The 24,805-nt window shown below is 60.3% G+C and carries 19 protein-coding genes; 9 read left to right on the plus strand and 10 right to left on the minus strand.

From position 1 onward, the window contains the following. Window positions 1-435: 435 nt before the first annotated feature. Window positions 436-1,203, plus strand: a complete 768-nt coding sequence (locus ACTJLA_RS19650) for an SDR family oxidoreductase (RefSeq protein ID WP_034125868.1) — start codon at window positions 436-438, stop codon at window positions 1,201-1,203. Window positions 1,204-1,432: 229 nt separating this feature from the next. After that, the gene (locus ACTJLA_RS19655; protein WP_003188105.1) at window positions 1,433-2,338 is read left to right on the plus strand and encodes a cation diffusion facilitator family transporter; all 906 of its coding nucleotides are present in this window, start codon (window positions 1,433-1,435) and stop codon (window positions 2,336-2,338) included. Window positions 2,339-2,447: 109 nt separating this feature from the next. Here ACTJLA_RS19655 and ACTJLA_RS19660 read toward each other — a convergent pair whose 3' ends face one another. The 5 genes from ACTJLA_RS19660 to ureE all read right to left on the minus strand — a co-directional run bounded on the left by ACTJLA_RS19660 (window position 2,448) and on the right by ureE (window position 6,114). Then, window positions 2,448-3,557, minus strand: coding sequence for an AGE family epimerase/isomerase (locus tag ACTJLA_RS19660; protein ID WP_313042470.1), 1,110 nt, complete (start codon window positions 3,555-3,557; stop codon window positions 2,448-2,450). A 161-nt stretch (window positions 3,558-3,718) separates the two neighbouring features. Further along, the gene (locus ACTJLA_RS19665; protein ID WP_057977783.1) at window positions 3,719-4,291 is read right to left on the minus strand and encodes a HupE/UreJ family protein; all 573 of its coding nucleotides are present in this window, start codon (window positions 4,289-4,291) and stop codon (window positions 3,719-3,721) included. Between the two features lie 22 nt (window positions 4,292-4,313). Further along, window positions 4,314-4,928, minus strand: a complete 615-nt coding sequence (ureG, locus tag ACTJLA_RS19670; protein ID WP_003188109.1) for an urease accessory protein UreG — start codon at window positions 4,926-4,928, stop codon at window positions 4,314-4,316. Window positions 4,929-4,942: 14 nt separating this feature from the next. Then, window positions 4,943-5,617 (minus strand): urease accessory protein UreF, encoded by a 675-nt coding sequence (locus ACTJLA_RS19675; RefSeq protein WP_314546025.1) that lies wholly within the window; start codon window positions 5,615-5,617, stop codon window positions 4,943-4,945. Then, window positions 5,614-6,114, minus strand: coding sequence for an urease accessory protein UreE (gene ureE, locus ACTJLA_RS19680; protein ID WP_054896372.1), 501 nt, complete (start codon window positions 6,112-6,114; stop codon window positions 5,614-5,616). The genes ACTJLA_RS19675 and ureE overlap by 4 nt, the downstream gene beginning before the upstream one ends. 340 nt (window positions 6,115-6,454) lie before the next feature. Here ureE and ACTJLA_RS19685 point away from each other — a divergent pair, with 340 nt between their 5' ends. Then, window positions 6,455-6,961: a C40 family peptidase gene (locus ACTJLA_RS19685; protein WP_034125672.1), complete on the plus strand. Its 507-nt coding sequence runs from the start codon at window positions 6,455-6,457 to the stop codon at window positions 6,959-6,961. 5 nt (window positions 6,962-6,966) lie between these two features. Here the strand turns inward: ACTJLA_RS19685 and ACTJLA_RS19690 are convergent, their stop codons facing one another. Both ACTJLA_RS19690 and ACTJLA_RS19695 read right to left on the minus strand, forming a co-directional pair. Continuing rightward, the gene (locus ACTJLA_RS19690) at window positions 6,967-7,599 is read right to left on the minus strand and encodes a TetR family transcriptional regulator (RefSeq protein WP_003188114.1); all 633 of its coding nucleotides are present in this window, start codon (window positions 7,597-7,599) and stop codon (window positions 6,967-6,969) included. A 151-nt stretch (window positions 7,600-7,750) separates the two neighbouring features. Continuing rightward, window positions 7,751-8,071: a hypothetical protein gene (locus ACTJLA_RS19695; RefSeq protein ID WP_003188116.1), complete on the minus strand. Its 321-nt coding sequence runs from the start codon at window positions 8,069-8,071 to the stop codon at window positions 7,751-7,753. A 357-nt stretch (window positions 8,072-8,428) separates the two neighbouring features. Between ACTJLA_RS19695 and ACTJLA_RS19700 the strand changes: the two genes are divergently transcribed. Further along, window positions 8,429-10,495, plus strand: a complete 2,067-nt coding sequence (locus ACTJLA_RS19700) for an AsmA family protein (RefSeq protein WP_440841941.1) — start codon at window positions 8,429-8,431, stop codon at window positions 10,493-10,495. 98 nt (window positions 10,496-10,593) lie between these two features. Here ACTJLA_RS19700 and ACTJLA_RS19705 read toward each other — a convergent pair whose 3' ends face one another. Further along, entirely contained in the window at window positions 10,594-11,124 is a 531-nt protein-coding gene (locus tag ACTJLA_RS19705) for a ferritin-like domain-containing protein (RefSeq protein WP_034125674.1), read from the minus strand. A 97-nt stretch (window positions 11,125-11,221) separates the two neighbouring features. After that, on the minus strand, window positions 11,222-12,112 hold the full coding sequence (locus ACTJLA_RS19710) for a DMT family transporter (RefSeq protein ID WP_060764594.1): 891 nt from the start codon (window positions 12,110-12,112) through the stop codon (window positions 11,222-11,224). Between the two features lie 98 nt (window positions 12,113-12,210). Between ACTJLA_RS19710 and ACTJLA_RS19715 the strand changes: the two genes are divergently transcribed. From ACTJLA_RS19715 to ACTJLA_RS19725, 3 genes are all read left to right on the plus strand, one after another. Beyond that, window positions 12,211-12,999, plus strand: coding sequence for an AraC family transcriptional regulator (locus ACTJLA_RS19715; protein ID WP_034125676.1), 789 nt, complete (start codon window positions 12,211-12,213; stop codon window positions 12,997-12,999). A 71-nt stretch (window positions 13,000-13,070) separates the two neighbouring features. Continuing rightward, window positions 13,071-13,370, plus strand: coding sequence for a PsiF family protein (locus ACTJLA_RS19720; RefSeq protein ID WP_003188123.1), 300 nt, complete (start codon window positions 13,071-13,073; stop codon window positions 13,368-13,370). Window positions 13,371-13,612: 242 nt separating this feature from the next. Further along, window positions 13,613-14,626, plus strand: a complete 1,014-nt coding sequence (locus ACTJLA_RS19725; protein ID WP_003188124.1) for an AI-2E family transporter — start codon at window positions 13,613-13,615, stop codon at window positions 14,624-14,626. A 620-nt stretch (window positions 14,627-15,246) separates the two neighbouring features. Here the strand turns inward: ACTJLA_RS19725 and ACTJLA_RS19730 are convergent. Then, window positions 15,247-16,515: an Hsp70 family protein gene (locus ACTJLA_RS19730; protein WP_054896375.1), complete on the minus strand. Its 1,269-nt coding sequence runs from the start codon at window positions 16,513-16,515 to the stop codon at window positions 15,247-15,249. Between the two features lie 158 nt (window positions 16,516-16,673). Between ACTJLA_RS19730 and ACTJLA_RS19735 the strand changes: the two genes are divergently transcribed. Further along, window positions 16,674-23,615: a dermonecrotic toxin domain-containing protein gene (locus tag ACTJLA_RS19735; RefSeq protein WP_294363308.1), complete on the plus strand. Its 6,942-nt coding sequence runs from the start codon at window positions 16,674-16,676 to the stop codon at window positions 23,613-23,615. 230 nt (window positions 23,616-23,845) lie between these two features. After that, window positions 23,846-24,784 (plus strand): DnaJ C-terminal domain-containing protein, encoded by a 939-nt coding sequence (locus ACTJLA_RS19740; RefSeq protein ID WP_034126393.1) that lies wholly within the window; start codon window positions 23,846-23,848, stop codon window positions 24,782-24,784. The last annotated feature ends 21 nt before the right edge of the window (window positions 24,785-24,805 follow it).

A 24,805-nucleotide genomic window follows, 5' to 3' on the forward strand; every position in this document is an offset into this window, starting at 1 on the left:
TTTGTCAACCTGTTTAAAGACACAGGTATATGAACGAAATAAGTCCTTCCAGCCTGTGGATAAGTCTGTGACTAAACTCTGGAAAGACTTGCGCAGGGGCCGGAATGACTGGCCTGGAGCCATCGTTGTGTTTTTCTGCATTTGTCAGCGGCTACATAGGCGCTCGCCCAGGTCAAGCAAAAAACTTTATAAAACCGCCTGCAACCCTTGTACACAGCGGCTTTGAGCCGTTTGCACTTGCCCCCAAAGACTGTGGGCGCAGTTGTGGATAACCTGCGCGTATATGGCTGCAAGCTACGGTTTATACGGCTTTGCGAAGGTTGGTTGAAAAATGATCAGCCAGGCATGCGTGTGTGTGCACAGCGGTTGCCGCAAACGCGGCGTAAGGGCATTCTGCTGGCTGTTTTTTTCCCCGATGCCCGCAAGGAGAACACCATGTCCGACACGCTGTTTATCACTGGCGCTACTTCAGGTTTCGGCGAAGCCTGTGCCCGTCGCTTTGCCGAGGCCGGTTGGAAACTGGTGCTCACTGGTCGTCGTGCCGAGCGCTTGAACGCCTTGGTCGAAGAGCTTTCCAAGCAGACCGAAGTGCATGGCCTGGTGGTGGATGTACGCGACCGCAAAGGCATGGAGGAGGCCATCGCCAACCTGCCGGCGTCGTTCGCCACGCTGCGCGGCCTGATCAACAACGCCGGCCTGGCCGTGGGCACCGACCCTGCGCCCAAGTGCGACCTCGACGATTGGGAAACCATGGTCGATACCAACATCAAGGGCCTGCTGACCACCACTAACCTGCTGTTGCCGCGCCTGATTGCCCATGGCCGCGGTGCCGGGATCATCAACCTGGGTTCCATCGCCGGTAACTACCCGTACCCGGGCAGCCATGTGTATGGCGGTTCCAAGGCGTTCGTGAAGCAGTTCTCGTTGAACCTGCGCTGCGACTTGCAAGGCACCGGCGTGCGCGTGACCAATATCGAGCCGGGCTTGTGTGAAAGCGAGTTCTCCCTGGTGCGCTTCGGCGGTGACCAGGCGCGTTATGACGCCACCTACGCAGGTGCGGAGCCGATCCAGCCGCAGGACATTGCCGATACGATTTTCTGGGTGATGAACACCCCGGCGCACGTGAACATCAACCGCCTGGAGTTGATGCCGGTGAGCCAGACCTGGGCTGGGTTTGCGATTGAGCGTGGGGCCAAGGGCTAAGCGCCTGCGCGACACACGCTGATCGTTTCCACGCTGCGCGTGGGAATGCCGCCGGGGGCGCTCTGCGCCCCGCTTTCTGCTGGTGACGCAGAGCGTCACGCGATGCATTCCCACGCGGAGCGTGGGAACGATCAGTGGCGGCAAATCGGTCAAAATGCGGCATAAGGTACACTGCCCGCCTGAAAACCCCACCGCACCCAGCGGTTTAAAGGTTTTGACAGGAGGCAATGTGAGTAACCGAGGTGAGCAGGCACTGCTCAAACAATCGACTATCCTGATGTTCGCAGTCGCGATCGCAGGGATTGTCACGGGTGTGATATCCGGCGCCCAATCCATTCTGTTCGACGGCTTTTTCTCGCTGATCGCCACCGCCATCAAGGTGCTGATGCTGATCACGGCCAAGCTGATCGCCAAGAAAAGCAACGAGCGTTTCCAATTCGGCTATTGGCACCTGGAGCCGATGGTGCTGCTGATAGAAGGCAGTTTCCTGCTGCTGATCGCCATCTACGCGTTCCTCAATGGCGTGTTCGGCATTATCAATGGCGGGCGCGAAATCGAGTTGGGGCTGGTGATCATTTATGCGGCGGTATTTACGGTCGTGGAGTTCGCGTACTTCTTTTATGTGCGCTACCGCAATCGCACACTCAAATCGTCATTGATCCAGTTCGACAACATCAGCTGGCTGGTGGACGCGATGCTGTCGGTGGGCTTGCTGATCAGCTTCCTGGCGGCGCTGTTGCTCAAGTCCCAGGGCTATGGCGAGTGGGCGGTCTACGTGGACCCGTTGATCCTGATCCTGCTGGCTCTGAGCATGCTGGCGCCGGCGTTCAAGATCCTGCGCCCGGCGCTGCGCGAAGTGTTGGGGATCGCGCCGGATCACTTGGACGACAAGGTCCGCGAGGTGATGGACGCGGCGCAGGCCAAGCATGGTTTCGACGACTACGTGTCCTATGTGCAGAAGCACGGGCGGGCGCGGTTTATCGAGATTCATGTGGTGCTGCCAGCGGATTACCCGGTGGATAACGTCGCCACCCTCGATGGGCTGCGTGAAGAGATATCCACAGGGCTGGGGGCGGCGGATGCGGCGCGGTGGTTGACTATCAGTTTTACGGGCGACCGCAAGTGGATTGCCTAAAGTCTGTTAGAGCGAGGTGAGGCTATCGCAGGCAAGCCAGCTCCCACATTTAAATGTGCGAACACAATCAACTGTGGGAGCTGGCTTGCCTGCGATGGAGCCCTGCAGGTCAGCCCAGATACTGGACCAAACCCTGATAGCAAGTCGCCAAATGATAGGGCGTAGTCGACGGCATATCCCGTCGGCTCACCTTACCCTCGGCATCCAGGCATTCATGCCAACCCTTGGCATGCAAAAAGCGCTGTTGCAGCGCCTGCAATTGACGCTGCAGCATCGCCTCGCTGCCTGGCCGCAAGGTCAGTGCCCGCAGGTACTCCGCCTGAGCCCAGATCCGTTGGGTACCGTCGCGCACCGTGCCATCCAGCGCCAGCATGCCGCTGACCGCACCGCTTAACTTATCCACACCCTTTTGCTCGGCATAGGCAAATGCCCGTGTCAGCGACTCATGCAGCGCAGTGCCGCGCAGCACAGCTGAAGATTCCAGCAAAAAGAACCATTCGAACTGGTGCCCCGGCTCAAACCAGTTATCCACAGCGCCCAAAGGTTTCTCCATCATCACGCCGTGCTCGCGGTCGATGAAGCGTTGCTGCATGGCCGTCGCCAGTGCCAGCAGTGCCGCTTGTACCTGGGCGTCCTCACGCACCGCGAGGGTGGCGAGGAACCCTTCAGCCAGGTGCATCAACGGGTTTTGCAACGGGCCGGAGTCGAGCGAGGCCCAGTTGCGCTCCAGTACGGCCTCGTACAAGCCGTCACCGGTGGCAAAGCGTTGGGCGACGACTTCCAGGGCAGCGTTGAGCACCGACTCGACCAACGGCTCACGCACCTTGGCCCAGTAATGGGCGCAGGCAAAGATAATGAAGGCGTGGGTGTAGAGGTCTTTGCGCTCGTCCAGCGGCTGGCCGGCGGGGTCGATGCTGTAGAACCAGCCACCGTGTTCGGCATCATGAAAGTGCCGTTGCAGGGAGCGAAACAGCGCAGCCGCACGTTCTTCGGCGAAAGCCGCGCCGGGTTCGCCAATCAGGCTGGCGAACAGGTACAACTGCCGGGCGCAAGCCATGGCGCGATAGCGCTGTGGGGGCAGTGGCTGGTGATCGGCATCCAGTGCCTCAAAGGGCAGTGCCAGGTCGGCATTCCAGCCCGGGCCTTGCCAGAGGGGCACGATCAGGTCATGGAAGTGCGTGAGCACAGGCGTCAGGGAAGAGGGGGAAGCGATGGGCATTGGCTGGCGTCGTCACGGCAGGGGTGTAGGCGCGCATGGTAGCAGGCTGATCGTTCCCACGCTCTGCGTGGGAATGCATTTTATGACGCTCTGCGTCATGCTTTGGGACGCAGAGCGTCCTAGGCTGCATTCCCACGCGGAGCGTGGGAACGATCTTTTCCTCAGCCCGCCAGCAACCACATCCCAGTCGCCGCCGAAGCAGCCCCGGCCACTCGCACCAAGGGTGCCGCAGCTGCCGGCAAAAAGCGCACCACTGCATAACCCGCAGCGTGCAACACGGCTGTTGCCCCCACGAACCCAGCCGCATACGCCCAAGGGCTGGTCATATCCGGCAGTTCCAGGCCATGGGCCACGCCGTGAAACAGCGCAAACAACGCCGTGGCGCCCACGGCCACGAACAGCGGCGGCCGGACCGCCAACGCTACCGCCAGGCCCAAGGCCAGCACCGATGCAGCAATCCCGCTTTCCAGCGCCGGCAATTGCAGCCCTTCGAAACCCAACACCCCGCCGATCAGCATGGTGCCGACAAAGGTGCACGGCAGCGCCCAGCGCGCGGCGCCTTTTTGCTGGGCCGCCCAGAGGCCCACCGCAAGCATGGCCAGCAAGTGATCGAGGCCGCCCAAGGGGTGGCTGATACCGGCCACCAGGCCATTGTCGCCATGGCCCGGATGGGCGAAGGCCAAGGCAGGGGCGAGCAGCAGCGCGGCGGCGGCGAAAAGTCTGTTGAGTCTCATGGACAGGTTCCTTATGGGTTGATCAGGCGGCGGTCAGCAGGCCCTGGCGTTCGATGAAGGCGACGATGTCGTCCAGGCCGACCCCGGTCTTCTGGTTGCTGAACACAAAGGGTTTGCCGTTGCGCATGCGCTGGGTGTCGCTGTTCATCAGTTCCAGCGAGGCACCCACCAGCGGGGCCAGGTCAATCTTGTTGATCACCAGCAGGTCGGATTTGCAAATACCGGGCCCGCCCTTGCGCGGCAGTTTGTCGCCCGCTGAGACATCAATCACATAGATGGTCAGGTCCGACAGTTCCGGGCTGAAGGTGGCCGACAGGTTGTCGCCGCCGGACTCCACCAGAATCAGGTCCAGGCCGGGAAAACGGCGGTTGAGTTGGTCCACGGCCTCCAGGTTGATCGAGGCATCTTCGCGAATCGCCGTGTGTGGGCAGCCACCGGTTTCCACGCCGATGATGCGCTCCGGCGCCAGGGCCTGGTTACGCACCAGGAAGTCGGCGTCTTCACGGGTGTAGATGTCGTTGGTGACCACCGCCAGGTTGTAGCGATCGCGCAGCGCCAGGCACAGGGCCAGGGTCAGGGCGGTCTTGCCCGAGCCTACCGGGCCTCCGATACCGACGCGCAGGGGTTGTGTGTTCATGTGCTTCTCCAGAATCAGGAACGGAACAGGCGGCTGTACTGGCGCTCGTGGGCCATGCACGCCAGGGACAGGCCAAAAGCGGCGCTGCCCAAATGGTTAGGGTTAATGCGTTCGGCATCCTGCTGTGCTTGTTGCAGCAGCGGCAGCAGTTCGCTGGTCAACCGCTGGGCCGCTTGCTGGCCCAATGGCAGGGTTTTCATCAGTACCGCCAGTTGGTTTTCCAGCCAGCTCCATAGCCAGGCGGCAAGAGCATCGCCGGGGTTAATGTGCCAGGCGCGCGCGGCCAAGGCCCAGCCCAGGGCCAGATGCGGTTCGTCGCGTTGTGCAAGAAAATCACGGGCGCTGTCGTCCAGTTCCGGCAAGCCGTTGAGCAGTTGTTGCAGGGAATAGCCCATCTGGCGACTCTCCTGATACAGCTCCCGGGTCTCACGGCTGGCGCGATGCTCGTCGCACCACTGCGCCAATTGGGCCCAGTCCTGTTCGAAGGCTGCGCGGCAGTGGGCGAGCAGCAGCGGGGCTTCGAAACGCGCCAGGTTGAGCAGCAACTGGTCACTGATCCAGCGCCGAGCGCTCGCGGCATCCTGCACGCGGCCGTTGTCCACCGCCATTTCCAGGCCTTGGGAATAGCTGTAGCCGCCAATCGGCAGTTGCGGACTGGCCAGGCGCAGCAGCGCCCAGGCTGGGTTCATAGACGCACGCCGAACTGATGCAGCTTGGGCGCGTAGTTGAAGTCTTCATCACCATGCCGTGAATGATGATGGCCGCCGCCATAGGCGCCGTGCTCGGGTTGAAACGGCGCCTCGAGGGTCTGCGCATCGGCACCCAGTTGCTCGAGCATGGCCTTGAGCACGTAGTCATCGAGCAGGCGCAGCCAGCCGTCACCGACTTGCAGGGCCACATGGCGGTTGCCCAGGTGATAGGCGGCACGGGTGAGCTCGAAGGCGTTGCGGCAGGTGACGTGCAGCAGTTGTTCAGGGCGGGCGCATACCCGTACGACGCGTCCGTCTTCTGCCTGCAGGAATTCACCATCGTGCAAGGGCGGCTGGCCCCGCTCCAAAAACAGGCCGACGTCTTCACCGTCGGCACTGAAACAGCGCAGGCGGCTTTTGCTGCGGGCTTCGAAGTTGAGCAGCAACTCGGCGGCCCAGAGGGCTTGGGGGGCGATTCGGCGGTGTATCACCAGCATCAGAGAGCTTCCAACTGTGAGCGATGAAAGACCTAGAGCAAGGGGCTTGCCAATCAGGGAATCGAGTAGGAATTCCCTGTAGTCAGGCAGGCATGCTGCTCAATAGGGCGTCGGATGATTTCCGCGCGTGTATCAATTTGGTGCGTGCCGAGGTTTATAGCACCGGGGAGGGGCATTCTGCGTTGATGGCGCCGCTCAGTTTGATGAAGTTTCTTTCATTTTTTTCTTTGTTGGTGTTTTTTAGGATTTTTCCTACGAGTCATCAGGATTTGGAGCTCATGAGATTACCTGCGGGTTCTTTAGGCTATGCGGCCTGTTTAATTCCACCGCGACGTTCATCATGCTTCGATCAATTTTTTGTGTATGCCTTGTCAGCCTGACCTGCTTTATTTCATCGGCAAAGGCCAATTTTCAACCCCGCGCCACCTTCAGCTCTTCGCTGCAAAGCATCAAGCCGGCCTCTATCGACGATGTCATTGACCGCGCCCATGAGTTACTGGGTACGCCATATAAGTGGGGCGGCACATCGGCAGAGCAGGGCTTCGATTGCAGTAGCTTCCTGGTGTACTTGTTCAAGACCCAAGCCAATATCCAGCTACCCCGCACCACTGCCGCCATGCACCGTTCATCGGCGACAACCATCAAACGCAGTGCTTTAAAGCCAGGGGATGCAGTGTTTTTCAAAGGCAACGGGCGGGGCCAGGTCAGCCATGTCGGCCTTTATATCGGCCAGGGCAAATTCATCCATTCGCCGCGCACCGGCAAAACCATCCGTATCGATTCATTGAGCAATAGCTACTGGAACAAGCACTACACCACCGCCAAACGGTTCCACACGGCGGGTTGATTGACTTACTCGGTACTGCCCAGCCCTTGCCAATGTTTAAGGCCGATAAAGATAAAGCGCAGCTGCTGGGTGATTTTCGCCTGGGGCGTAAGGTGGGCCGGCAAGGCGTGGGCCGGTGGGTCGATGATATCGGGCAGGGTGGCGAACACACTCTTGACGATCAGGTCGGCCATCACGTGCAAACCTTCGGCATCCAAGTGCTGAAGTTTGGGCATCAGTGTCAGGTCGGCGGCCAGGTCGCGAGTGATGTCTTCGCGCAGGGCAGCGATGGCTTGGCGCACGGCCAGGCAGCCGCCGTACTGTTCGCGAGCCAGGAACAGGAACTGAGAGCGGTTGGCCGAAACCACATCGAGAAAGATGCGCACCGAGGCATCAATGATGCCGCCCATCACGAATTCGTTGTGGCGCACCAGGCGGATCGTGGCGCGAAAGGTCTGGCCGACCTCGCTTACCAGTACCAGCCCAAGTTGGTCCATGTCGGCAAAGTGACGATAGAAACCGGTGGGCACGATACCCGCGGTCTTGGCCACTTCGCGCAGGCTCAGGCTGCCAAACCCACGGCCACACTCCATTAGATGGCGGGCTGCGTCCATCAGGGCGAGGCGGGTCTGTTGCTTCTGTTCGGCGCGGGGCAGCATGAGCGGATGAGCTTTGTCGGCAAGTACAGCGACGCACTCTAGCAAAAGCGCTTTGCCGGCGTCGAACTTGGCAGGGGCGGGGCGTGACGCGTTCTATATAAAAGCAAAAGCCCGATCGGCAGATCGGGCTTTTTTCTGGGCCACCACAGGCTTAGCTCTGTGCTTGATGCAGTTCTTGCAGACGGTCGGCACCGCCTTCAGCAACGCCTTCGGTGTAGGCGCGTTTGTTGGCTTGTTCAGCACCGCCTTCGACCAGACCTTTCTCTTGCAAGCGGTTGTAGCCATTTTCAGCTACGGCGCCTTTGGCGTAATCACGGTTTTCGTCTTCTTGCGAACCGCTGCGAGCCACGGTTTGGCTGGTTTGCACGGCTTGAGCTTTGTTCTGCGGGGTGGCCTGTTCGGCAGCTGGCAGGGCAAAAGCGCTGGAAGCCAGGACAGATAACAGAACGGTAGCGAGTAATTGGCGTTTCATGATGGTTGCTCCTAGGGAGGGCGATAAAGTGGGTACAGGGCTAATGTTACCCTTGATAAGTCGATATAAAAGTTCATAAACACAATGGTAATAATCAACAGAATTGATTGTTCTCGCCGGAGGCTCTAGATCGAGCCTCTCAAGCCCGCGGCTTTGCACCGATGTGGGTATTTTCGACACGAACCTGGGTAACAATGGTGCGTCGTCGATGGGGAGAATTGTCTGGTTGATCAGGAAAATCGCTTTTTTCGGTTAAATCCGCGGTTGCGTTAAACCCCCAGGCACTTTGCCAGTCGTAGTCCTATAAGCTGTTTAAAAGGCTGTTGCCCAGCCAGTCGTATTCAGGAGTCCTGTGCAATGACGCGCACTCGTAAAATTCTCGCTTGGAGCTGCGCCAGCTTCGTTCTGTTGATTGCCATCGTGGTACTGGTGTTGGTGTTCTTCGACTGGAACCGCATCAAGCCGCCCCTCAATGCCAAGGTCTCCGAAGAACTGCATCGTCCGTTCGCCATCAACGGCAACCTCGCCGTGGTGTGGCAGCGTGAGCCCGATGAAGGCGGCTGGCGCGGCTGGGTGCCGTGGCCCCATGTGATTGCCGAAGACCTGACTCTGGGGAACCCCGATTGGTCGAAACAACCGCAGATGGTCACGCTCAAGAAGGTTGAGCTGCGCATTTCGCCCCTGGCCTTGCTGGTGCAGCGTGTGGTGATCCCGCGCATCGACCTCACCGAACCCAGTGCCCAGTTGCAGCGCCTGGCTGATGGCCGCGCCAACTGGACGTTCAAGTTCGACCCCAAGGACCCCAACGCCGAACCGTCCAATTGGGTGGTGGATATTGGCGCCATCGGCTTCGACAAAGGCCATGTGACACTTGACGATCAAAGCCTCAAGACCCAGTTGGATGTGATCATCGACCCGCTGGGCAAGCCGATTCCCTTCGGTGAAATCGTCGGCGATGCCGATGCCAAAAAAGCCCTGGAAAAAGGCTCGGCGCCCCAGGACTACGCGTTCGGCCTCAAGGTCAAAGGCCAGTACCACGGCCAGAAACTCGCGGGCACGGGCAAGATCGGTGGCTTGCTGGCCTTGCAGGACGCGGCCAAGCCGTTCCCGCTGCAAGCCCAAGTCAAGATCGCGGACACCAGCATCGCCCTGGCCGGCACCCTGACCGACCCGCTGAACCTCGGTGCCCTGGACCTGCGCCTGAAACTGTCGGGCAGCAGCCTGGGCAACCTGTATCCGTTGACCGGCGTGACCCTGCCGGATTCGCCGGCCTATTCCACCGACGGCCACCTGATCGCCAAACTGCATGAGGCCAGCGGCGCCTCCTTTCGCTACGAGAACTTCAACGGCAAGATCGGCAACAGCGACATCCACGGCGACCTGGCCTATGTTGCCAGCCAGCCACGGCCCAAGCTCAGCGGCGCGCTGGTGTCCAACCAACTGCTGATGGATGACCTGGCGCCGCTGATTGGCGCAGATTCCAATGCCGAGCAAAAAGCCCGTGGCGGTGAAAGCAAGCAACCGGCGACCAAAGTGCTGCCGGTTGAAGAGTTCCGCACCGAACGCTGGCGCGAGATGGATGCCGATGTGGAGTTCACCGGCAAGCGCATCGTGCACAGTGCTGACTTGCCCTTTACCGATCTCTACACTCACCTGGTGCTCAACGACGGCCAACTGAGCCTCGAACCCCTGCGTTTCGGCGTGGCCGGTGGCAAGCTCGATGCGCAGATTCGTTTGAACGGCCGCACCACCCCGATGGAAGGCCGCGCCAAACTCACGGCGCGCAACTTCAAGCTCAAGCAGCTGTTCCCCACGTTCGAACCGATGAAAACCAGCTTCGGTGAACTCAACGGCGATGCCGATATTACCGGGCGCGGCAACTCGGTGGCGGCACTGTTGGGCACGTCCAACGGTGACCTGAAGATGCTCATCAACGATGGCGCCATCAGCCGAAGCCTGATGGAAATCGCCGGGCTCAACGTGGGCAACTACGTGGTGGGCCGTCTGTTCGGCGACGAAGAAGTGAAGATCAACTGCGCGGCGGCGGACTTCGGCATCAAGACGGGCCTGGCGACCACGCGGCTGTTTGTGTTCGATACCGAGAACGCGATCATCTACATCGACGGCACCGCAAATATGGCCACCGAGCAGTTGGACCTGACCATCACGCCGGAATCCAAGGGCTTTCGCCTGTTCTCCCTGCGTTCACCGCTCTACGTCAATGGACCTTTCATCAAGCCCAATGCTGGCGTGAAAGCCATTCCGTTGGCGCTACGCGGTGCGGGCATGGTCGCCCTCGGCGTGATCGCCGGGCCTGCTGCTGGCTTGCTCGCCTTGGTTGCCCCAAGCGGTGGCGAGCCCAATGAGTGCGCACCGTTGCTGCAACAGATGAAGGAAGGCAAGGCGCCCAAGACCGTTAAGTAACTGTGGGAGCGGGCTTGCCCGCGATAGCGGAGTATCAGTCAATGATTTATCAACTGATCCANGCCCGCTCCCACAGGGGGATGTTGCGGTGTTAGTTATTACAGATCTTGCAGAATATCCGCCATATCGTCGGCGTGTTCTTCTTCCTGAGCCAGGATGTCTTCGAAGATGCGACGGGTAGTCGGGTCTTTGTCACCGATGTACTGGATGATCTCGCGGTAGCTGTCTACCGCGATCCGCTCGGCCACCAGGTCTTCGTAGACCATTTCCTTCAAGGTGTTGCCCGCCACGTATTGCGCATGGGAGTTTTTCGACAGCAGGTCGGGGTTGAACTCCGGCTCGCCGCCCAGTTGCACGATACGCTCGGCCAGTTTGTCGGCGTGCTCGGCTTCCTGGGTCGCATGTTCCAGGAACTCATCGGCAGCCACGCTGGCCTTGAGGCCGTTGGCCATGAAGTAGTGACGCTTGTAGCGCAACACGCAGACCAGTTCGGTGGCCAGCGACTCGTTGAGCAGGCGGATGATTTCTTCGCGGTCGGCGTCATAGCCTTCGGTCACGGCGCCGTTTTCGACGTTCTGGCGGGCGCGGCTGCGCAGGGTTGCAACGTCAGTCAATCGTGCTTCAGTCATTTCAATCTCCTGGGGCTAATCCGGTTGTACGCCACGCTCTGCCGGCGTGATCGCTATTGGTTGTGAGTCCCGGGCCAGGCGAAAAGTTTTATCGGATTTAACAGGATGTGTCCTGAGGGCGTCTGACCGGTGTGGTCCAACGCTCTGACAGAATTACTCCACCCAGGGTCAGCAAGCCCCCCACCAGGTGATACAGCGCCAACTCTTCCTTCAGCACCACGGCTGCAATCAGCGCGGTAATCAACGGCAGCAGGTTGAAAAACAGTGTGGTACGGCTTGGCCCCAGGGTCTTGACCGAGTGCATCCACGCCAGCGGTGCCAGCATCGAAGCCAGCAGGCAGGCGTATAGCACCAGCGGAATATTCGCCCAGCCCAAACCGGCCTTGGCCGAGAACAGATACAGCGGCAGCAGCACCACCACCGCGACCAGCACCTGCAAATACAGCAGCACCAACGGCGGCAGGCGCAGTTGCCATTTTTTCAGCAGGGTGCTGTAGACCGCATAAGCCAGGGTCGCCACCAGCATCATGCCGTCGCCCAGGTTGACCCCATGTTGCAGCAACGCGCCCAGGCTGCCGGCCGACACCACCACTACCACGCCTGCGAACGACAGCACTGCGCCGGTCAGCGCGCCAAAGGTCAGGCGTTGGCCGAGGCTGATAATCGCGGCGGTCAACGCCATCAGTGGCATCAGCGAGAGGATGATGCCCATGTTGGTGGCACTGGTCAGCGTTGCGGCGTAGTAGGCCAGGCTTTGATACACCGCCATGCCGAGTACGCCGAGGATAAAGATCTTGCCCAGGTTGGGGCGGATCTGCGGCCAGTGGGCGACCACCGGTTTGAGCATGAACGGCGTGAACAGCAACGCAGCGAACAGCCAGCGGTAAAAGCCGATTTCAGCCGGGAAGATCGAGCCCACGGCCAATTTGTTGACCACGGTGTTGCCGGCCCAGATAAAGATAGCCAGCAGCGGATACGCGTATTGCATTGAAAAGAAACCCAGTGTGTTGACGAGGCAGGATTATCCTCTGTCTGGATCGAAGCCTATACTGCGATCCAGACAACTGAGCGTTGAATCCAGACAATATGTCCCGACACACCGTGCGCCTGCCCGATTTTGCCCGCCTGCCAAGCCCGGTGTACTTTCGGTATTCCGATTTTGCCCCGGACACCGAATGCACCCCGCACCAGCACACCTGGGGCTCGCTGGATTACTCGGCCAGCGGTGTGATGCGCATGGAAGTGGCGGGCAATCGCTTCATGTCGCCACCGCAATACGCGGTGTGGGTGCCGCCGCATACTGAGCACAGCTCCTACAATGCCGAGGCGATTGTCTACCACTCCGTAGGGCTGGCGCCGCAGCTGTGCGAGCAGTTGCCACAGCAGCCTTGCACGCTGGCGATCAGCGACATTCTCAAGGCGATCCTCAAGGATTTCGCCCTGCGCGATGTCAATGCACCGCGCACCGACGCCGACATCCGCCTGGCCCAGGTGCTGGTGGACCAGCTCAGGCAGGCGCCGGTCCACGACTGCTTCCTGCCCTACGCCCGCCACCCGGGATTGCTTGGGGTCTTGGAGGGCATGCAGGCAGAGCCGGGAGACAACCGCCCTCTGGCGCAATGGGCCGAGCAGGTGCATGTGAGCGAGCGCACCCTGGCGCGCCAGTTTGTGCGCGAGCTGGGCATGAGCTTTGGCGAATGGCGCCAGCGCCTGCGCTACCTGGCGGCCATCGAGGCGCTGGACAGCGACCGCAGTGTGCAACACGTGGCGTTTGATCTGGGCTATAGCACCGCCTCGGCGTTTATCGCCATGTTCCAACGCCACGCCGGCTGCACGCCGGAGCAATACCGGCGGGCGAATATTCGTGGCCGGTGAAGTTGTAACAGGTTTTGACTACACTGCGCTGTAGGCCGTGCCCGTCGGCACGGTAACAGGGAGAAAACTCCATGAAGATGCTGCGTATTCCGTTGTTGATGATGGGCCTGCTGATGTGTGCCCAGGGTTTTGCCGCCACTGCCCAGCAGAACAAAATGACCACCTGCAATGCCGAGGCCACCACCAAGACGCTCAAGGGCGATGACCGTAAGGCCTTCATGAAGACCTGCCTGTCGGCACCTGCCGCCAACGACGCCAAGACCCTGACCCCGCAGCAGCAGAAGATGAAAGACTGCAATGCGTCGGCGAAAACCCAAGCCTTGGCCGGTGATGCGCGCAAAACCTTCATGAGCACTTGCCTGAAGAAATAATAGCCCCGGGCCATAGAAGGCTGCGACACTCGCACACAGCCCCTTTGTAGGAGCGAGCAAGTGTGGCGAGGGAGCTTGCTCCCGCTGGAGCGCGAAGCGCTCCCAAACCGAACAGACGAGTATGCCTGGTGCACACCGGCTCAATGGTTTGGGGCTGCTTCGCAGCCCAGCGGGAGCAAGCTCCCTCGCCACAGCAAGCTCGCTCCTACAACATCCTTCAACGCCGTTTGTTTTGAGGCTGTATGCCAACGTTTTCTCAGCGTCATGTGTTGTTGCTGTCCAGCTACATCATCATTTTCGGCGGGTTGCTGCTGGTACTGCCGCTGAAATTGCTGCCCAGTCTGCTGGCCGGCCTGTTGGTCTATGAACTGGTCAACATGCTCACCCCTCAACTGCAACGCCTGATCGAAGGCCGGCGCGCGCGTTGGCTGGCGGTGGCCTTGCTGGGCACCTTGATCGTCAGCGTGTTGGCCTTGATCTTCGCTGGCGCCATCAGCTTCCTGCTCCACGAAGCGGAAAACCCGGGGGCTTCCCTGGACAAATTCATGGGCGTGGTCGACCGCGCGCGCGGTCAATTACCGCCGTCCATCGACGCCTATTTGCCCGCCAGCGCCGCGGAGTTTCGCGTGGCCATTGGCGATTGGCTAAGCAAGCACCTGAGCGAACTGCAACTGGTTGGCAAAGACGCCGCCCACATGTTCGTCACCTTGCTGATCGGCATGGTACTGGGTGCGATCATCGCCTTGCAGCGCGTGCCCGACCTGACCAAGCGCAAACCCTTGGCCGCCGCGCTGTTCGACCGTCTGCACCTGCTGGTCCAGGCGTTTCGCAATATCGTGTTCGCCCAGATCAAGATCGCCGCGCTCAACACCGCCTTCACCGCGGTGTTCCTGGCAGTGGTACTGCCGTTATGTGGCATTCACCTGCCGTTGACCAAGACCCTGATCGTGCTGACCTTCCTGCTCGGTCTGCTGCCAGTGATTGGCAACCTGATCTCCAACACCCTGATCACCATCGTGGCGTTGTCGCTGTCGATCTGGGTGGCGGTGGCGGCGCTGGGGTATTTGATCGTGATCCACAAGGTCGAGTACTTCCTCAACGCGCGAATCGTCGGCGGGCAGATCAGTGCCAAGTCATGGGAGTTGTTGTTGGCGATGCTGGTGTTTGAGGCAGCGTTCGGCCTGCCGGGGGTGGTGGCGGGGCCGATTTACTATGCCTATCTGAAAAGCGAGCTGAAGCTGGGTGGGATGGTTTAAGCCTTGTGTCGCCTGGGCTGACGCCATCGCGGGCAAGCCCGCTCCCACATTCAAATGCGATCACCTGTGGGAGCTGGCTTGCCTGCGATGACGGCCTGCAGCCGAAGCCTATCTACCTGACACAACCCGATCAAATTGTGGGAGCTGGCTTGCCTGCGATGACGGCCTCACAGCCGGCCCCTATCTATCTGACGCCCCGCGATCAAACTGTGGGAGCGGGCTTGCTCGCGAAGGCGGCCTGACTGCCGACCGGGATATTGGATTTGACCGCGTACATATCCGTTATTTAGGTAACGGCCACTTAGGGTTCCGCCCTGACGGCGTCTCACTTTTGAGAAGCGCAAAAGTAAGCAAAACGCTCTTGCCCCACCACTCGGCACCTCGCTTGGGCTCGGTGTGCCCGTAATTCGCCAGTGATTTGGGGGGCCGCCGCCACGCGCCATCCATGGCGCGGGGCGGCTAAACCGGCATCCCTGCCGGTTTACCCCCCAAATCCCTGTCGAATTCCGGCCAGCGTGGTTTAACGGGGCGCCTAAGATCAAAAGCAGATCAAGATCAAAAGCGGCTCGCTTCGCATCGTGGTTACCGTCAAGTGGGGGCGCCACGGTGTCAGCTACAACTCAGCAACCGTAACGCTTGCTCGCCTCAATCGCCAAACCACTGCCAATGCTGCCGAAGATATTGCCTTCCACATGCCGCGCATTCGGCAGCATTGCAGAGATGCTGTGGCGCAGCGCCGGGATGCCGCTGGAACCGCCGGTAAAGAACACCGTGTCCACCTGCGCCACGCTCACCGAGGCGTCGTTGAGCAACTGTGTGACGCTGCCGCGTACACGTTCCAGCAAGCTGTCGATGGACGACTCGAACAGTGCGCGGCTCAGGTCTACGCTCAGGCCCGCTTCGATGCGGTCCAGCGGCACGTGGCGGCTGTCTTGATGGGTGAGCTGGATCTTGGTTTCTTCCACTTCCATGGCAAGCCAGTGCCCGGCGCGCTGTTCGATCAGTTTGAACAGGCGGTCGATGCCGCCGGTGTCTTCGATGTCGTAGCGCATGCTGCCCAGGGCCAGCTGGGATTTTTGCGAGTACACCGAGTTGATGGTGTGCCAGGTGGCCAGGTTCATGTGGTGGCTGGTGGGCATGTAGGCGCCGCTCTTCATGCGGCTGCCGTAGCCGAACAGCGGCATCATGCCTTGCAGGCTGAGCTGTTTGTCGAAGTCGGTACCGCCGATGTGCACGCCGCCGGTGGCGAGGATGTCGCTCTGGCGATTGTCGTTGTGACGACGATCCGGCGACAGACGCACCAGGGAGAAGTCGGAGGTACCACCGCCGATATCGACGATCAACACCAGCTCTTCTTTCTCGATGGTCGACTCATAGTCGAACGCCGCTGCAATCGGTTCGTACTGGAACGAGATGTCCTTGAAGCCGATTTTGCGCGCCACATCCACCAGGGTGTTTTCCGCTTCCTGGTCGGCCATCGGGTCGTCATCGACGAAGAATACCGGGCGGCCCAGTACCACTTCTTCGAATTCACGACCGGCGTTGGCTTCGGCGCGGCTCTTGAGTTGGCCGATAAACAGTGCCAGCAGGTCGGTGAAGGGCATGGCAGTGCCGAGCACGCTGGTGTCGTGCTTGATCAGCTTGGAACCCAGCAGGCTCTTGAGCGAGCGCATCAGGCGGCCTTCGTAGTTCTCCAGGTATTCGTGCAGCGCCAGGCGACCATATACCGGCCGGCGCTCCTCGAAGTTGAAGAACACCACTGACGGCAGGGTGATCTTGTCGTCCTCCAGCGCGATCAGCGTCTCCTCGCCGGGGCGGATCCAGCCGACGGTGGAGTTGGACGTGCCGAAGTCGATGCCGCAGGCACGGGCTGGAGATTCGTTTTTCATGTCTTACAGGTTCCGGGCAAAAAACGGCCGCGCAGTGTATGTCACTCGCGAGCGGATGCGTAGACCGGCGATCCGTAAATTCGCGCTATATAGCTACGTCTTGAACCGGCAGGGGCTTGGTTAGGCTCGGGTTTTACTGCCCTCACGGACGAATCGCTATGCCTGATGCAACCTTCAACGCCGACCTGCGCGGCGTGCATTACGACTTTCTCAAACAACGCGTGCCGAACTGGTTCATGGAAGGCTCGCCGCAACGCCAGCAAGAGCTAGGCACGCACGAGATGGATATTCCTGCCTGGTACCTGGCCGCCACTCACCAAGACAAAACCACTCTGGCTGTCCGGCACACGCGCTTTCGCGAAACGCTCAATGCAATTGAAGAGCACCTGGGCCAGATTGAAGACGTCCTGGCCTTCGCCGAACAGCCGCTCAAAGAGGCGATCAAGAAAGAATTCAACCTGGAACTGGATGTGCGCAATGTATTTTTCGTGCGCAAATACGGCTCAAAAGGTGCTCGCGATGACTTCTACGGTGCCTTTGTTTTCGAGCAGCAAAACGACCCGTCACTGAGCTACAGGTATCGCGGCATTTCCCTGTTGGAAGCAGCCCTGGCCAATTTCGAGGCCGATGAAGAGCAGCCGTCGTCATGCACCGATTGCCAACTGATCACCACCTTCAACCTAGAAAACCCCCACATCATTGCGACCTTCGCGGCCGTCCAGGCACAGGCGGTGGCGATCACGCCCCATGCTTTCGCCAGGCTTTGCCGCACATTGGACCTTGGCGCGCTTTATCAGGCGCATATCAAGGCCATTGTAGAGCCCCAGGACGCGGATGAACGCCAGGCGCTTGAACAGCTGTTGGAAGAGCATCAACGCGAGCAGTTGGCACTGTGCATCGATATTGCCCGGTTGCAAAGCACCGGACCGCTCAGTGCCGACGCCTGCCAGATGCTCCAGAATGTGGTCACGGGCTCCGCCACGCCGAAACTGGCCGGGAAGCCTGTGACATACACCGCGCTCAACGTGTTCGACAGCGTATTGGTGGGGCCGCTGCTGATCGGCCCTGATCGGCAAAACACCAACCGCCCCGAGCCTCTGGTGGTGTACATCCCCGGCGACCCGCAACAGCCCCTCAAGGAGTATGCGTCCAGTGGCGAATTCATGGCCGACTTGCGTACCCGTCTGCACAGCGCATCGTACCGGCGCTTCTTCAGCCGCTTTGTGCCGGTGCGCGAACAAGGCGGGTTCTTCACCCGGTTCAACCGTCTGTACCAGCCTGCCAGTAACGGCAATGGCGGCGCGGACTACCCGTTGCGCACGCCGTTGGCGCGCTTGCCTATGCAAGAGTTCGCCCTTGCCGGTGACCTTTGGCAGCGCAGTCGCCAGGCGCATATCAGCAAGATCCTGAGCGATGCACGCGCAGTGGCCGTGCCCACCGAAGACGAGGACCGCAAGGCCCGGCTCGAACGCCTGGAAGGCTTTTTCGAGGCGGCCGTCAGCGTATTCAACCTGGCCGCGTTCGTGGTGCCGGGGCTCGGCCCGATCATGTTGGCCGTGGGCGCATCGCAGATGTGCTACGAAGTGTTTGAAGGCATCGAGGCCTACGATCAAGGCGAGCCCCGGCAGATGTGGGCGCATTTTGCATCGGTAGCCCTGAACGTAGCGTTCATTGCCACCGGGTCCAAGGTGCTGCCCGCCGTCAAATGGCAAAGCGCAGTGGATCACCTCAAACCGGTGACGCTGCCCACGGGCAAGCAGGTGCTGTGGAACCCCGACCTCAGGCCCTATGCCTCTACCACCAAACCGGCGCCAGAGGTCAAGCCCAATACGTTGGGCCTGTACGATCATGCCGGTCAGCAATGGGTGTCGTTCGAGAATACGCATTACCAGGTCAAGCAAGACCCGAGCGGCCAGTACCGTATTCAGCACCCGACTCGCCCCGACGCCTACGCGCCGGAATTGGAACACAACCATAACGGGGTGTGGACCCATGAGCTGGAAGAACCGCTGACCTGGGACGAGCCCACCTTGATCAAGCGCCTCGGGCTGGTCGAGCAGGCGGATCCGTTGCGTATCAGCGGCGTCGAAACTGACGCTCTGCGCCAGGTTGCGGTCGATCATGAACCCTTGCCGCTGTTGCTTGACGACACCATCAAGCGCTTCGAGCTGCATCAGCAACTGACTACCTTTGTCGAGCAAATCAAAAGCAGTGACCCGCTGGTCTACCAGAAGGCCGAACCGGCACTGCAGTTTGACCTGCTTCAACGCCGCGGCCTGCTGCCTGATGGCGTAGCGCTGAAAGTCATCGGCCCAACAGGCGAGGTCGTGTGGGAAAGCGCCGATGCGTCGCCCTTGTTGCCCAAGCGCGTGATGGTGTTGACCGAGACCGCCATGGCCCAGGGCCGTTTACTCAGGGAGTTGCTGTACACCTTGCAAGGCGTCGACCCGCAGCTCAAGGAATTCCCCGGCAGCCCCGAAGAGTCGCTGGACGTTCGCGCCGCCAAGCTGCGCCAGTACCTTGGCGATGCCGTTGATAGCCTCAAGGGACCGCTGCTGGAGGAGCGTTACCGTGCGTTGAACCCAACGCCTGACGCCGATGTGCAGCGCGTGCTGGATGCCTACCCGGCCTTGCCGACGCTGGCCGCCGAACGCTTGCTGCAAGGCGCTGCTGTGGATGAGCTGACCGCTTTTCGCAGCAGCGGGCGCCTGCCTGACCGGTTGGCCACGCAGGCTCAATGGTGCGCGCAGGAAACCCGCGTGGCGCGCGCCTACGAAGGGCTGCACCTGGACACTCAGACCCACCTCGACAGTCAGCGCCTGGCCTTGCGCACCCTGGAAACCCTGCCGGGCTGGCACCGTGGCTCGCGGGTGGAGTTGCGTCAGTATTCGGCGGAGGGCACGCTGATGGATGCCATCGGCTCCCCCGACTTCCCGCACAAGCGCAGCCTGATACTGCTGGACAGCGGTGAGTTCCAGGCAACCATGCCCGGCGATTTCTACAGCGCCATCTGGGAGCAACTCGCGCCCGATGAGCGTCAGCGTCTCGGGTTGGGCAGCGCGGTCGAATTGAAGCAGGCGATTCAACGCAGCCCTCTTTCGCGCCAGGCGTTGCGCACGGTGCTGGAGGACCAACCGCTGCGCAAGCCCGAGTACGATCCGATGGTCCGCTTGATGGGCGGCGCTCCGGGCTTTCGGCATATGGCAAGGGTGGCGGCTAATGTGCTGCGCTCTCCAGCAGAGCGGGTACGCCGGTTGTATCCATCATTCACTGAGGAGCAAGTCACAGCGTTTATTCAGTCGCTGGGCGAAGATGTCCCAGGCGGGTTGGCCAGTCGTGAGCTGGAATACCACCACCTGAAAAAATCCTTGAAAGCGTGGGCTCGCTCCAGAGGGCCACATGCCCTGGCGTACTACAGCGCCGAATGGCGTGTGAGTGATGCAATCAAACGCTGCTGGCGTCGCGAGACCGGAAGCCAGTTGAATATCCGTCGTTCAAAAGACGAGATTCGTTGGGTGGATTTGCCGCCGCTGAAGGCCGACTTCAGTCATGTCCAGGAAGTGGCGTTATCGGGGCTCACATGGAAGGGGCACTCCAGCTCGTTGTTCCTCGAAAATTTCACGCATATCAAGAGCCTGAGCATGACTGGCGCCGAGTTGGTCGAGTTGCCGGCGGTGATCGGCGATATGAAGCAGCTCACGTCGTTGAAACTGCCCTCCAATGAACTGAAACTGAGCGAGCGTAGCGCGGCAAGCTTGAGCGCTCTGGATGCCTTGCAAGTGCTGGATCTTTCGGAAAATCCGCTGGGTACATTGCCTGATTTCGGCGGTATGCCGCATTTAAGAGCGCTGAATCTATCTTTCACCCGAATCGAGCGTTGGCCTTCGGGGTTGAGGACGCAGACTGGGCTGGAGCGCGTCGACTTACGTCACAATCGACTGCTGCAGGTACCGCAGGACAATCTTGTTCCGCCGGCAGATCAACTGGAAACGATCGTGCGGATCAATAACGTCACCTTGCTTGATGGCAATCGCTTCCCACACGATTACTGGGAAACATTCGATAAGTATTGGCAGGACGTGAACCAGTCACGCCCCGACCTTGTGTCAGGCGCTCTCGATGGCGCCTTTGACAGCAGAAATCCACGCCTGGAAATGGTGCAGCACATGTACCCCGAGTATTCCCTGCAAAAGGCCCGGGAGCTTGTCTGGAGCTGGGGCGAAGGCGCCGATACCGAGCTGGACCGGCGCTGGCAGGAGTTTTCTGTGCTGCTCAGGCAGTTGAACGCGTGGGCATTTTCAGGCGGCGGCGAGCGCCAGCGCTATGTGCGCGTGGGGGAGCGCGCCACCGATGCTGCGTCACTGCGTGATCGCAACCTGGCGCACAACCGCATCATGCGCTGCTGGCGCCGTGAAACCCCGCAACAGCTCACCAACGACGGCGAGCCCTTCGGCCTGGAGCTGGACCTCAGCGGCCTGACGCTGCCAAGCCTGCCCGACCTGGATGCGGACTTCAGCCACGTAGGCTCACTCAAGCTGAGCAACATGAACCTCAGTACTTCGCCTGAGGGGTTCCTCGCTCGCCATCAGGGCGTACGCTGGCTGGACATGTCGCGCAACCAGTTGCGCGAGTTGCCGCCGGCGCTGGGGCAGATGCATGGCCTGACCCGGCTGTCGTTGCAAAATAACCAGATACGCCTGAACCCGGAGTCGGCTGCGATGCTGGCGTCGCGCAGCACCCTCAGAGCCTTGATCCTCAATTCAAACCCCCTTGATATCGCGCCGGATTTCAGCCAGATGACGGATTTGCGTTCGCTGGGGATGGGCAATACCCATATTGAAACCTTTCCCACCGGGCTGGGGGCGCAGCCCAGCCTGGATGCGGTGTACCTGAGGGGCAGTCGGATTTCAACGCTGCCCGATGCGCTGATTGCCCCCTCGGACGAGGCGTTGGCGCAATCCCTGCGGGTAACCAGCGTCACTGACCTGGGCCTGAACCCCTTGTCCGCCGAAACTCAGGCGCGAATCGCCGATTACAACCGTCGGCTTACCGACCCGGAGCGAGCGGCCAACAGGTTGGTGCGCAGCACTCTGGAGGTGACTGTGCCGCAGGCCGTTACTGGCGACTCAGCGCCGTTTCAGCGCTGGGCCAGAGGGTTGTCAACGCAGCAGCTTGCCCAGCGCCAAAGCCAATGGTCCACCCTGCGTGCACTGCCAGGCTCGGACGGTTTTTTCGACATGCTCAGAGACCTGAACGTGGCGCCCGCTGAATATGAGGATGTGCAGCAGCGGGTGTGGGAGGTGATCGACGCGATTGCCAGCCACAGCGCCGAGTCGGAGCAGCTGCGCAAGGAGATGTTCGAATGGGCGGGCCAGGCGACGTGTTGCGACCGTGCCGCGTTGACCTTCGGTAATCTGGAAATCCTGCTGATGACCAGCAATGCCAAGGCCCAGGCGTTGGATTCGACTCAGGGCGCCGCGCTGGTGAAGCTGTCCAGGGGCTTGTTCCGTCTGGAGGAAGTGGAAAAGATCGCCCTTACGGATATCGACCAGCGCCGGACTGCGATCAATAGCCGCGAAGACCTGACGGCGACGCAGAAGGCTGACGCTCTAAGGGCTCTGGAAGAAGTGGAAATCAGGCTGGCCTATCGTTACGGCCTTAAAGAGCGGCTTGACTTGCCTGGCCAGGCGCAGCAGACCAGGTTCATTCGTTTCGGCAACGTCAGCCAGGCGATGCTGGATGCTGCGTACGATAAGGTGATCGGCCTGGATAATTCGGTGCATGAGTTTCAAGCCATGCTCGCCAGGGAATTCTGGCAAGACTACATCGCGAACAAATACCGCTCGCGGTTCGAGGCGCAGAACCAACCCCATCACGAACAAATGAATGCGTTGTTGCGCGATTTCGAGTCCGGTGCAATCTCCAAGGCGGTGTTCGACGGTGAGGCCGAAGCACTGCAGGGGCAGTTTGCAATCGAAGAAGCACAGCTGATTCAAACCCTGTCCCGCGATGAAGTGGCGCAGGCGTTGATGCCCACTGCGAGCCTTGAAGTGTTGGTGGAGCCTGTGGGTCAGGAGCTGCAACTGTCTGAGGCTAAAGCCATCGATTTCAACGGCAAACAGTATTTTGTCGCGAGCATGCCGGATGCGGGCGATGGCGAGCATTACATCTTGCGGGTGCAGGCACCCCAGAACCCGTTGGCGCTGGTCAGCAGTGGGGTGGTAGCCAAGCCCGATATCCATGGGGTCTGGAAGCGCAGGGGGTTGGCGGGTGGGATGAAGCCGCAGGGCTCCGACGATGAGTTTTTCGACGCGTCGGAGTCCATGCCGGTAACGCCGTACACGGCGGAGGAACTGCGCCATATGCGTCGCGATATCCACTTTACGGCCAGCCCCAATCGCATCGGCAGTTATAACCGTGCCAATAACGGCAAATACCCGCTCAGGGACTATCAAGGCCGGGCGATCCGCATTCGCGAATTGGAGCAAGCGGTCACGATAGCTCCCGGTGTGCGCTACACCTCGGAGCAGATCAAGCCCTACATTCAATTTCAGGGCTATGAGCAGGTGGGCGCACGCTATGAAGAGAAACTCCAGCTACGTTCGTTTACGGCCCAGGACATGAAAGCGCCCGGTGAAAGCGCGTTGATAGGCCAGGCCACGGTGGTTGCCAACCGGCGTATCGCCAAGGGCGAGATCGTCGGCGTGTACGGCGGAACGGTATTGCCCATGGGGATCTTCGGACCCAGCGGGCAGACGTACACCATGAGGGTAGGAAGCAAGGAGGTCGCGCGGGGCAATACCCTGGTGGAAGAGCCGATCCACCTGTCGGGGGATAATATTATTTCCAGAATCAATACCCTCTTCGAGTATGACGCCCAGGGCAAACCGTTGCGCCAGGCCCCCAGTGGCTACAACGTTGAAGCGGTGGGCTTCAATGTCGAGGCAGACAGGTGGATGGGGGTAGGGGAGGGTGCGCGAACCAAACGCGAGAATTTGATACTGACGGCGGTATTTGCCACTGAAGACATTTCAGCGGGCGCCGAGCTGCGCATGGATTATCAGTACACTGAGGGGGCAATAAAAAACCTGTTTGCTTGATCCTACCCGAGTAAGTAAAGGGTCTGTCGTCGTAAATAGCCATATCCCATCTTGAAAGGGCGGGTTTTGCCCCAATCTTGTGGGCATATCCAGGCGGTACACAGTGATTGCACTGACCCTGTGTGCCGCCGATTAACTTATGACGCGCCCTGACATCAATTCCCAGGCTGCCAGCCATGGCGTGCCGTGTGGCGGGCTGCGCGATATCGATAACGGATGGTGATGCCCCCATGGATTTCAAAGACTACTACAAGATTCTCGGTGTCGAGCCCACGGCTGATGACAAAGAGATCAAGTCGGCTTATCGCAAGCTGGCGCGCAAATATCACCCGGACGTCAGCAAGGAAAAGGACGCCGAAGCCAAGTTCAAGGATGCGTCCGAGGCCTATGAAGCGCTTAAAAGCGCCGACAAGCGCGCCGAATACGACGAACTGCGCAAGTACGGCCAGCATGGCCAGCCGTTCCAGGGTCCACCGGGCTGGCAGAGCCGTGGCGGCTTTGGTGGTGGCCAGGACGCGGGCGACTTTTCGGACTTTTTCAGTTCGATCTTCGGCTCGCGTGGTGATGCTTTCGGTGGCGGCCAGCGCCGTCCTACCGGGCGCAAGGGCCAGGATGTGGAGATGCAGCTCACGGTCTCCCTGGAGGAAACCCTGTCCACTGAGTCCAAGCAGATCAGCTTCCAGGTGCCGCAATACGATGCCTCCGGTCGGCATGTGAGCAACACCACCAAAAGCCTGAACGTGAAGATCCCGGCCGGTGTGGCCGATGGCGAGCGCATTCGCCTCAAGGCCCAGGGCGCGCCTGGCATTGGCGGCGGGGCCAATGGTGATTTGTACCTGATCATCAAGTTTGCGCCCCACCCCAGGTTCGAGGTGGACGGCGAAAACCTGATCATCAACCTGCCGCTGGCACCCTGGGAGTTGGCGCTGGGCACGGAAGTGGCCGTGCCGACCCTCACCGGCAAGATCAACCTCAAGGTGCCTGCCGGTAGCCAGAACGGCCAGCGCATGCGTGCCAAGGGCCATGGTTTGCTGAACAAGGCCGGGCAACGTGGCTACCTGTTCATCCAGCTCAAGGCCGTCATGCCCAAGGCGGCGGATGATGAGGTCAAGGCATTGTGGGAGGCCCTGGCGCAAAAGGCTGCGTTCAACCCGCGCGAGCAGTTCTGAACGGGTCATTGATTTAGTTAG

This window comes from Pseudomonas sp. 22072, assembly GCF_052046095.1.
In the GTDB taxonomy this organism is placed as follows: domain Bacteria; phylum Pseudomonadota; class Gammaproteobacteria; order Pseudomonadales; family Pseudomonadaceae; genus Aquipseudomonas; species Aquipseudomonas paracarnis.

Bases quoted from the DNA above. Each gene is read 5' to 3' on its own strand.
- ACTJLA_RS19725 (WP_003188124.1), top strand. From the start codon at position 13,613: ATGCCAACGTTTTCTCAGCGTCATGTGTTGTTGCTGTCCAGCTACATC.
- ACTJLA_RS19735 (WP_294363308.1), top strand. From the start codon at position 16,674: ATGCCTGATGCAACCTTCAACGCCGACCTGCGCGGCGTGCATTACGAC.
- ACTJLA_RS19650 (WP_034125868.1), top strand. From the start codon at position 436: ATGTCCGACACGCTGTTTATCACTGGCGCTACTTCAGGTTTCGGCGAA.
- ACTJLA_RS19685 (WP_034125672.1), top strand. From the start codon at position 6,455: ATGCTTCGATCAATTTTTTGTGTATGCCTTGTCAGCCTGACCTGCTTT.
- ACTJLA_RS19705 (WP_034125674.1), bottom strand. From the start codon at position 11,124: ATGACTGAAGCACGATTGACTGACGTTGCAACCCTGCGCAGCCGCGCC.
- ACTJLA_RS19715 (WP_034125676.1), top strand. From the start codon at position 12,211: ATGTCCCGACACACCGTGCGCCTGCCCGATTTTGCCCGCCTGCCAAGC.
- ACTJLA_RS19660 (WP_313042470.1), bottom strand. From the start codon at position 3,557: ATGCCCATCGCTTCCCCCTCTTCCCTGACGCCTGTGCTCACGCACTTC.
- ACTJLA_RS19720 (WP_003188123.1), top strand. From the start codon at position 13,071: ATGAAGATGCTGCGTATTCCGTTGTTGATGATGGGCCTGCTGATGTGT.
- ureE (WP_054896372.1), bottom strand. From the start codon at position 6,114: ATGCTGGTGATACACCGCCGAATCGCCCCCCAAGCCCTCTGGGCCGCC.
- ACTJLA_RS19665 (WP_057977783.1), bottom strand. From the start codon at position 4,291: ATGAGACTCAACAGACTTTTCGCCGCCGCCGCGCTGCTGCTCGCCCCT.
- ACTJLA_RS19730 (WP_054896375.1), bottom strand. From the start codon at position 16,515: ATGAAAAACGAATCTCCAGCCCGTGCCTGCGGCATCGACTTCGGCACG.
- ACTJLA_RS19695 (WP_003188116.1), bottom strand. From the start codon at position 8,071: ATGAAACGCCAATTACTCGCTACCGTTCTGTTATCTGTCCTGGCTTCC.
- ACTJLA_RS19710 (WP_060764594.1), bottom strand. From the start codon at position 12,112: ATGCAATACGCGTATCCGCTGCTGGCTATCTTTATCTGGGCCGGCAAC.
- ACTJLA_RS19675 (WP_314546025.1), bottom strand. From the start codon at position 5,617: ATGAACCCAGCCTGGGCGCTGCTGCGCCTGGCCAGTCCGCAACTGCCG.
- ACTJLA_RS19740 (WP_034126393.1), top strand. From the start codon at position 23,846: ATGGATTTCAAAGACTACTACAAGATTCTCGGTGTCGAGCCCACGGCT.
- ACTJLA_RS19700 (WP_440841941.1), top strand. From the start codon at position 8,429: ATGACGCGCACTCGTAAAATTCTCGCTTGGAGCTGCGCCAGCTTCGTT.
- ACTJLA_RS19690 (WP_003188114.1), bottom strand. From the start codon at position 7,599: ATGCTGCCCCGCGCCGAACAGAAGCAACAGACCCGCCTCGCCCTGATG.
- ureG (WP_003188109.1), bottom strand. From the start codon at position 4,928: ATGAACACACAACCCCTGCGCGTCGGTATCGGAGGCCCGGTAGGCTCG.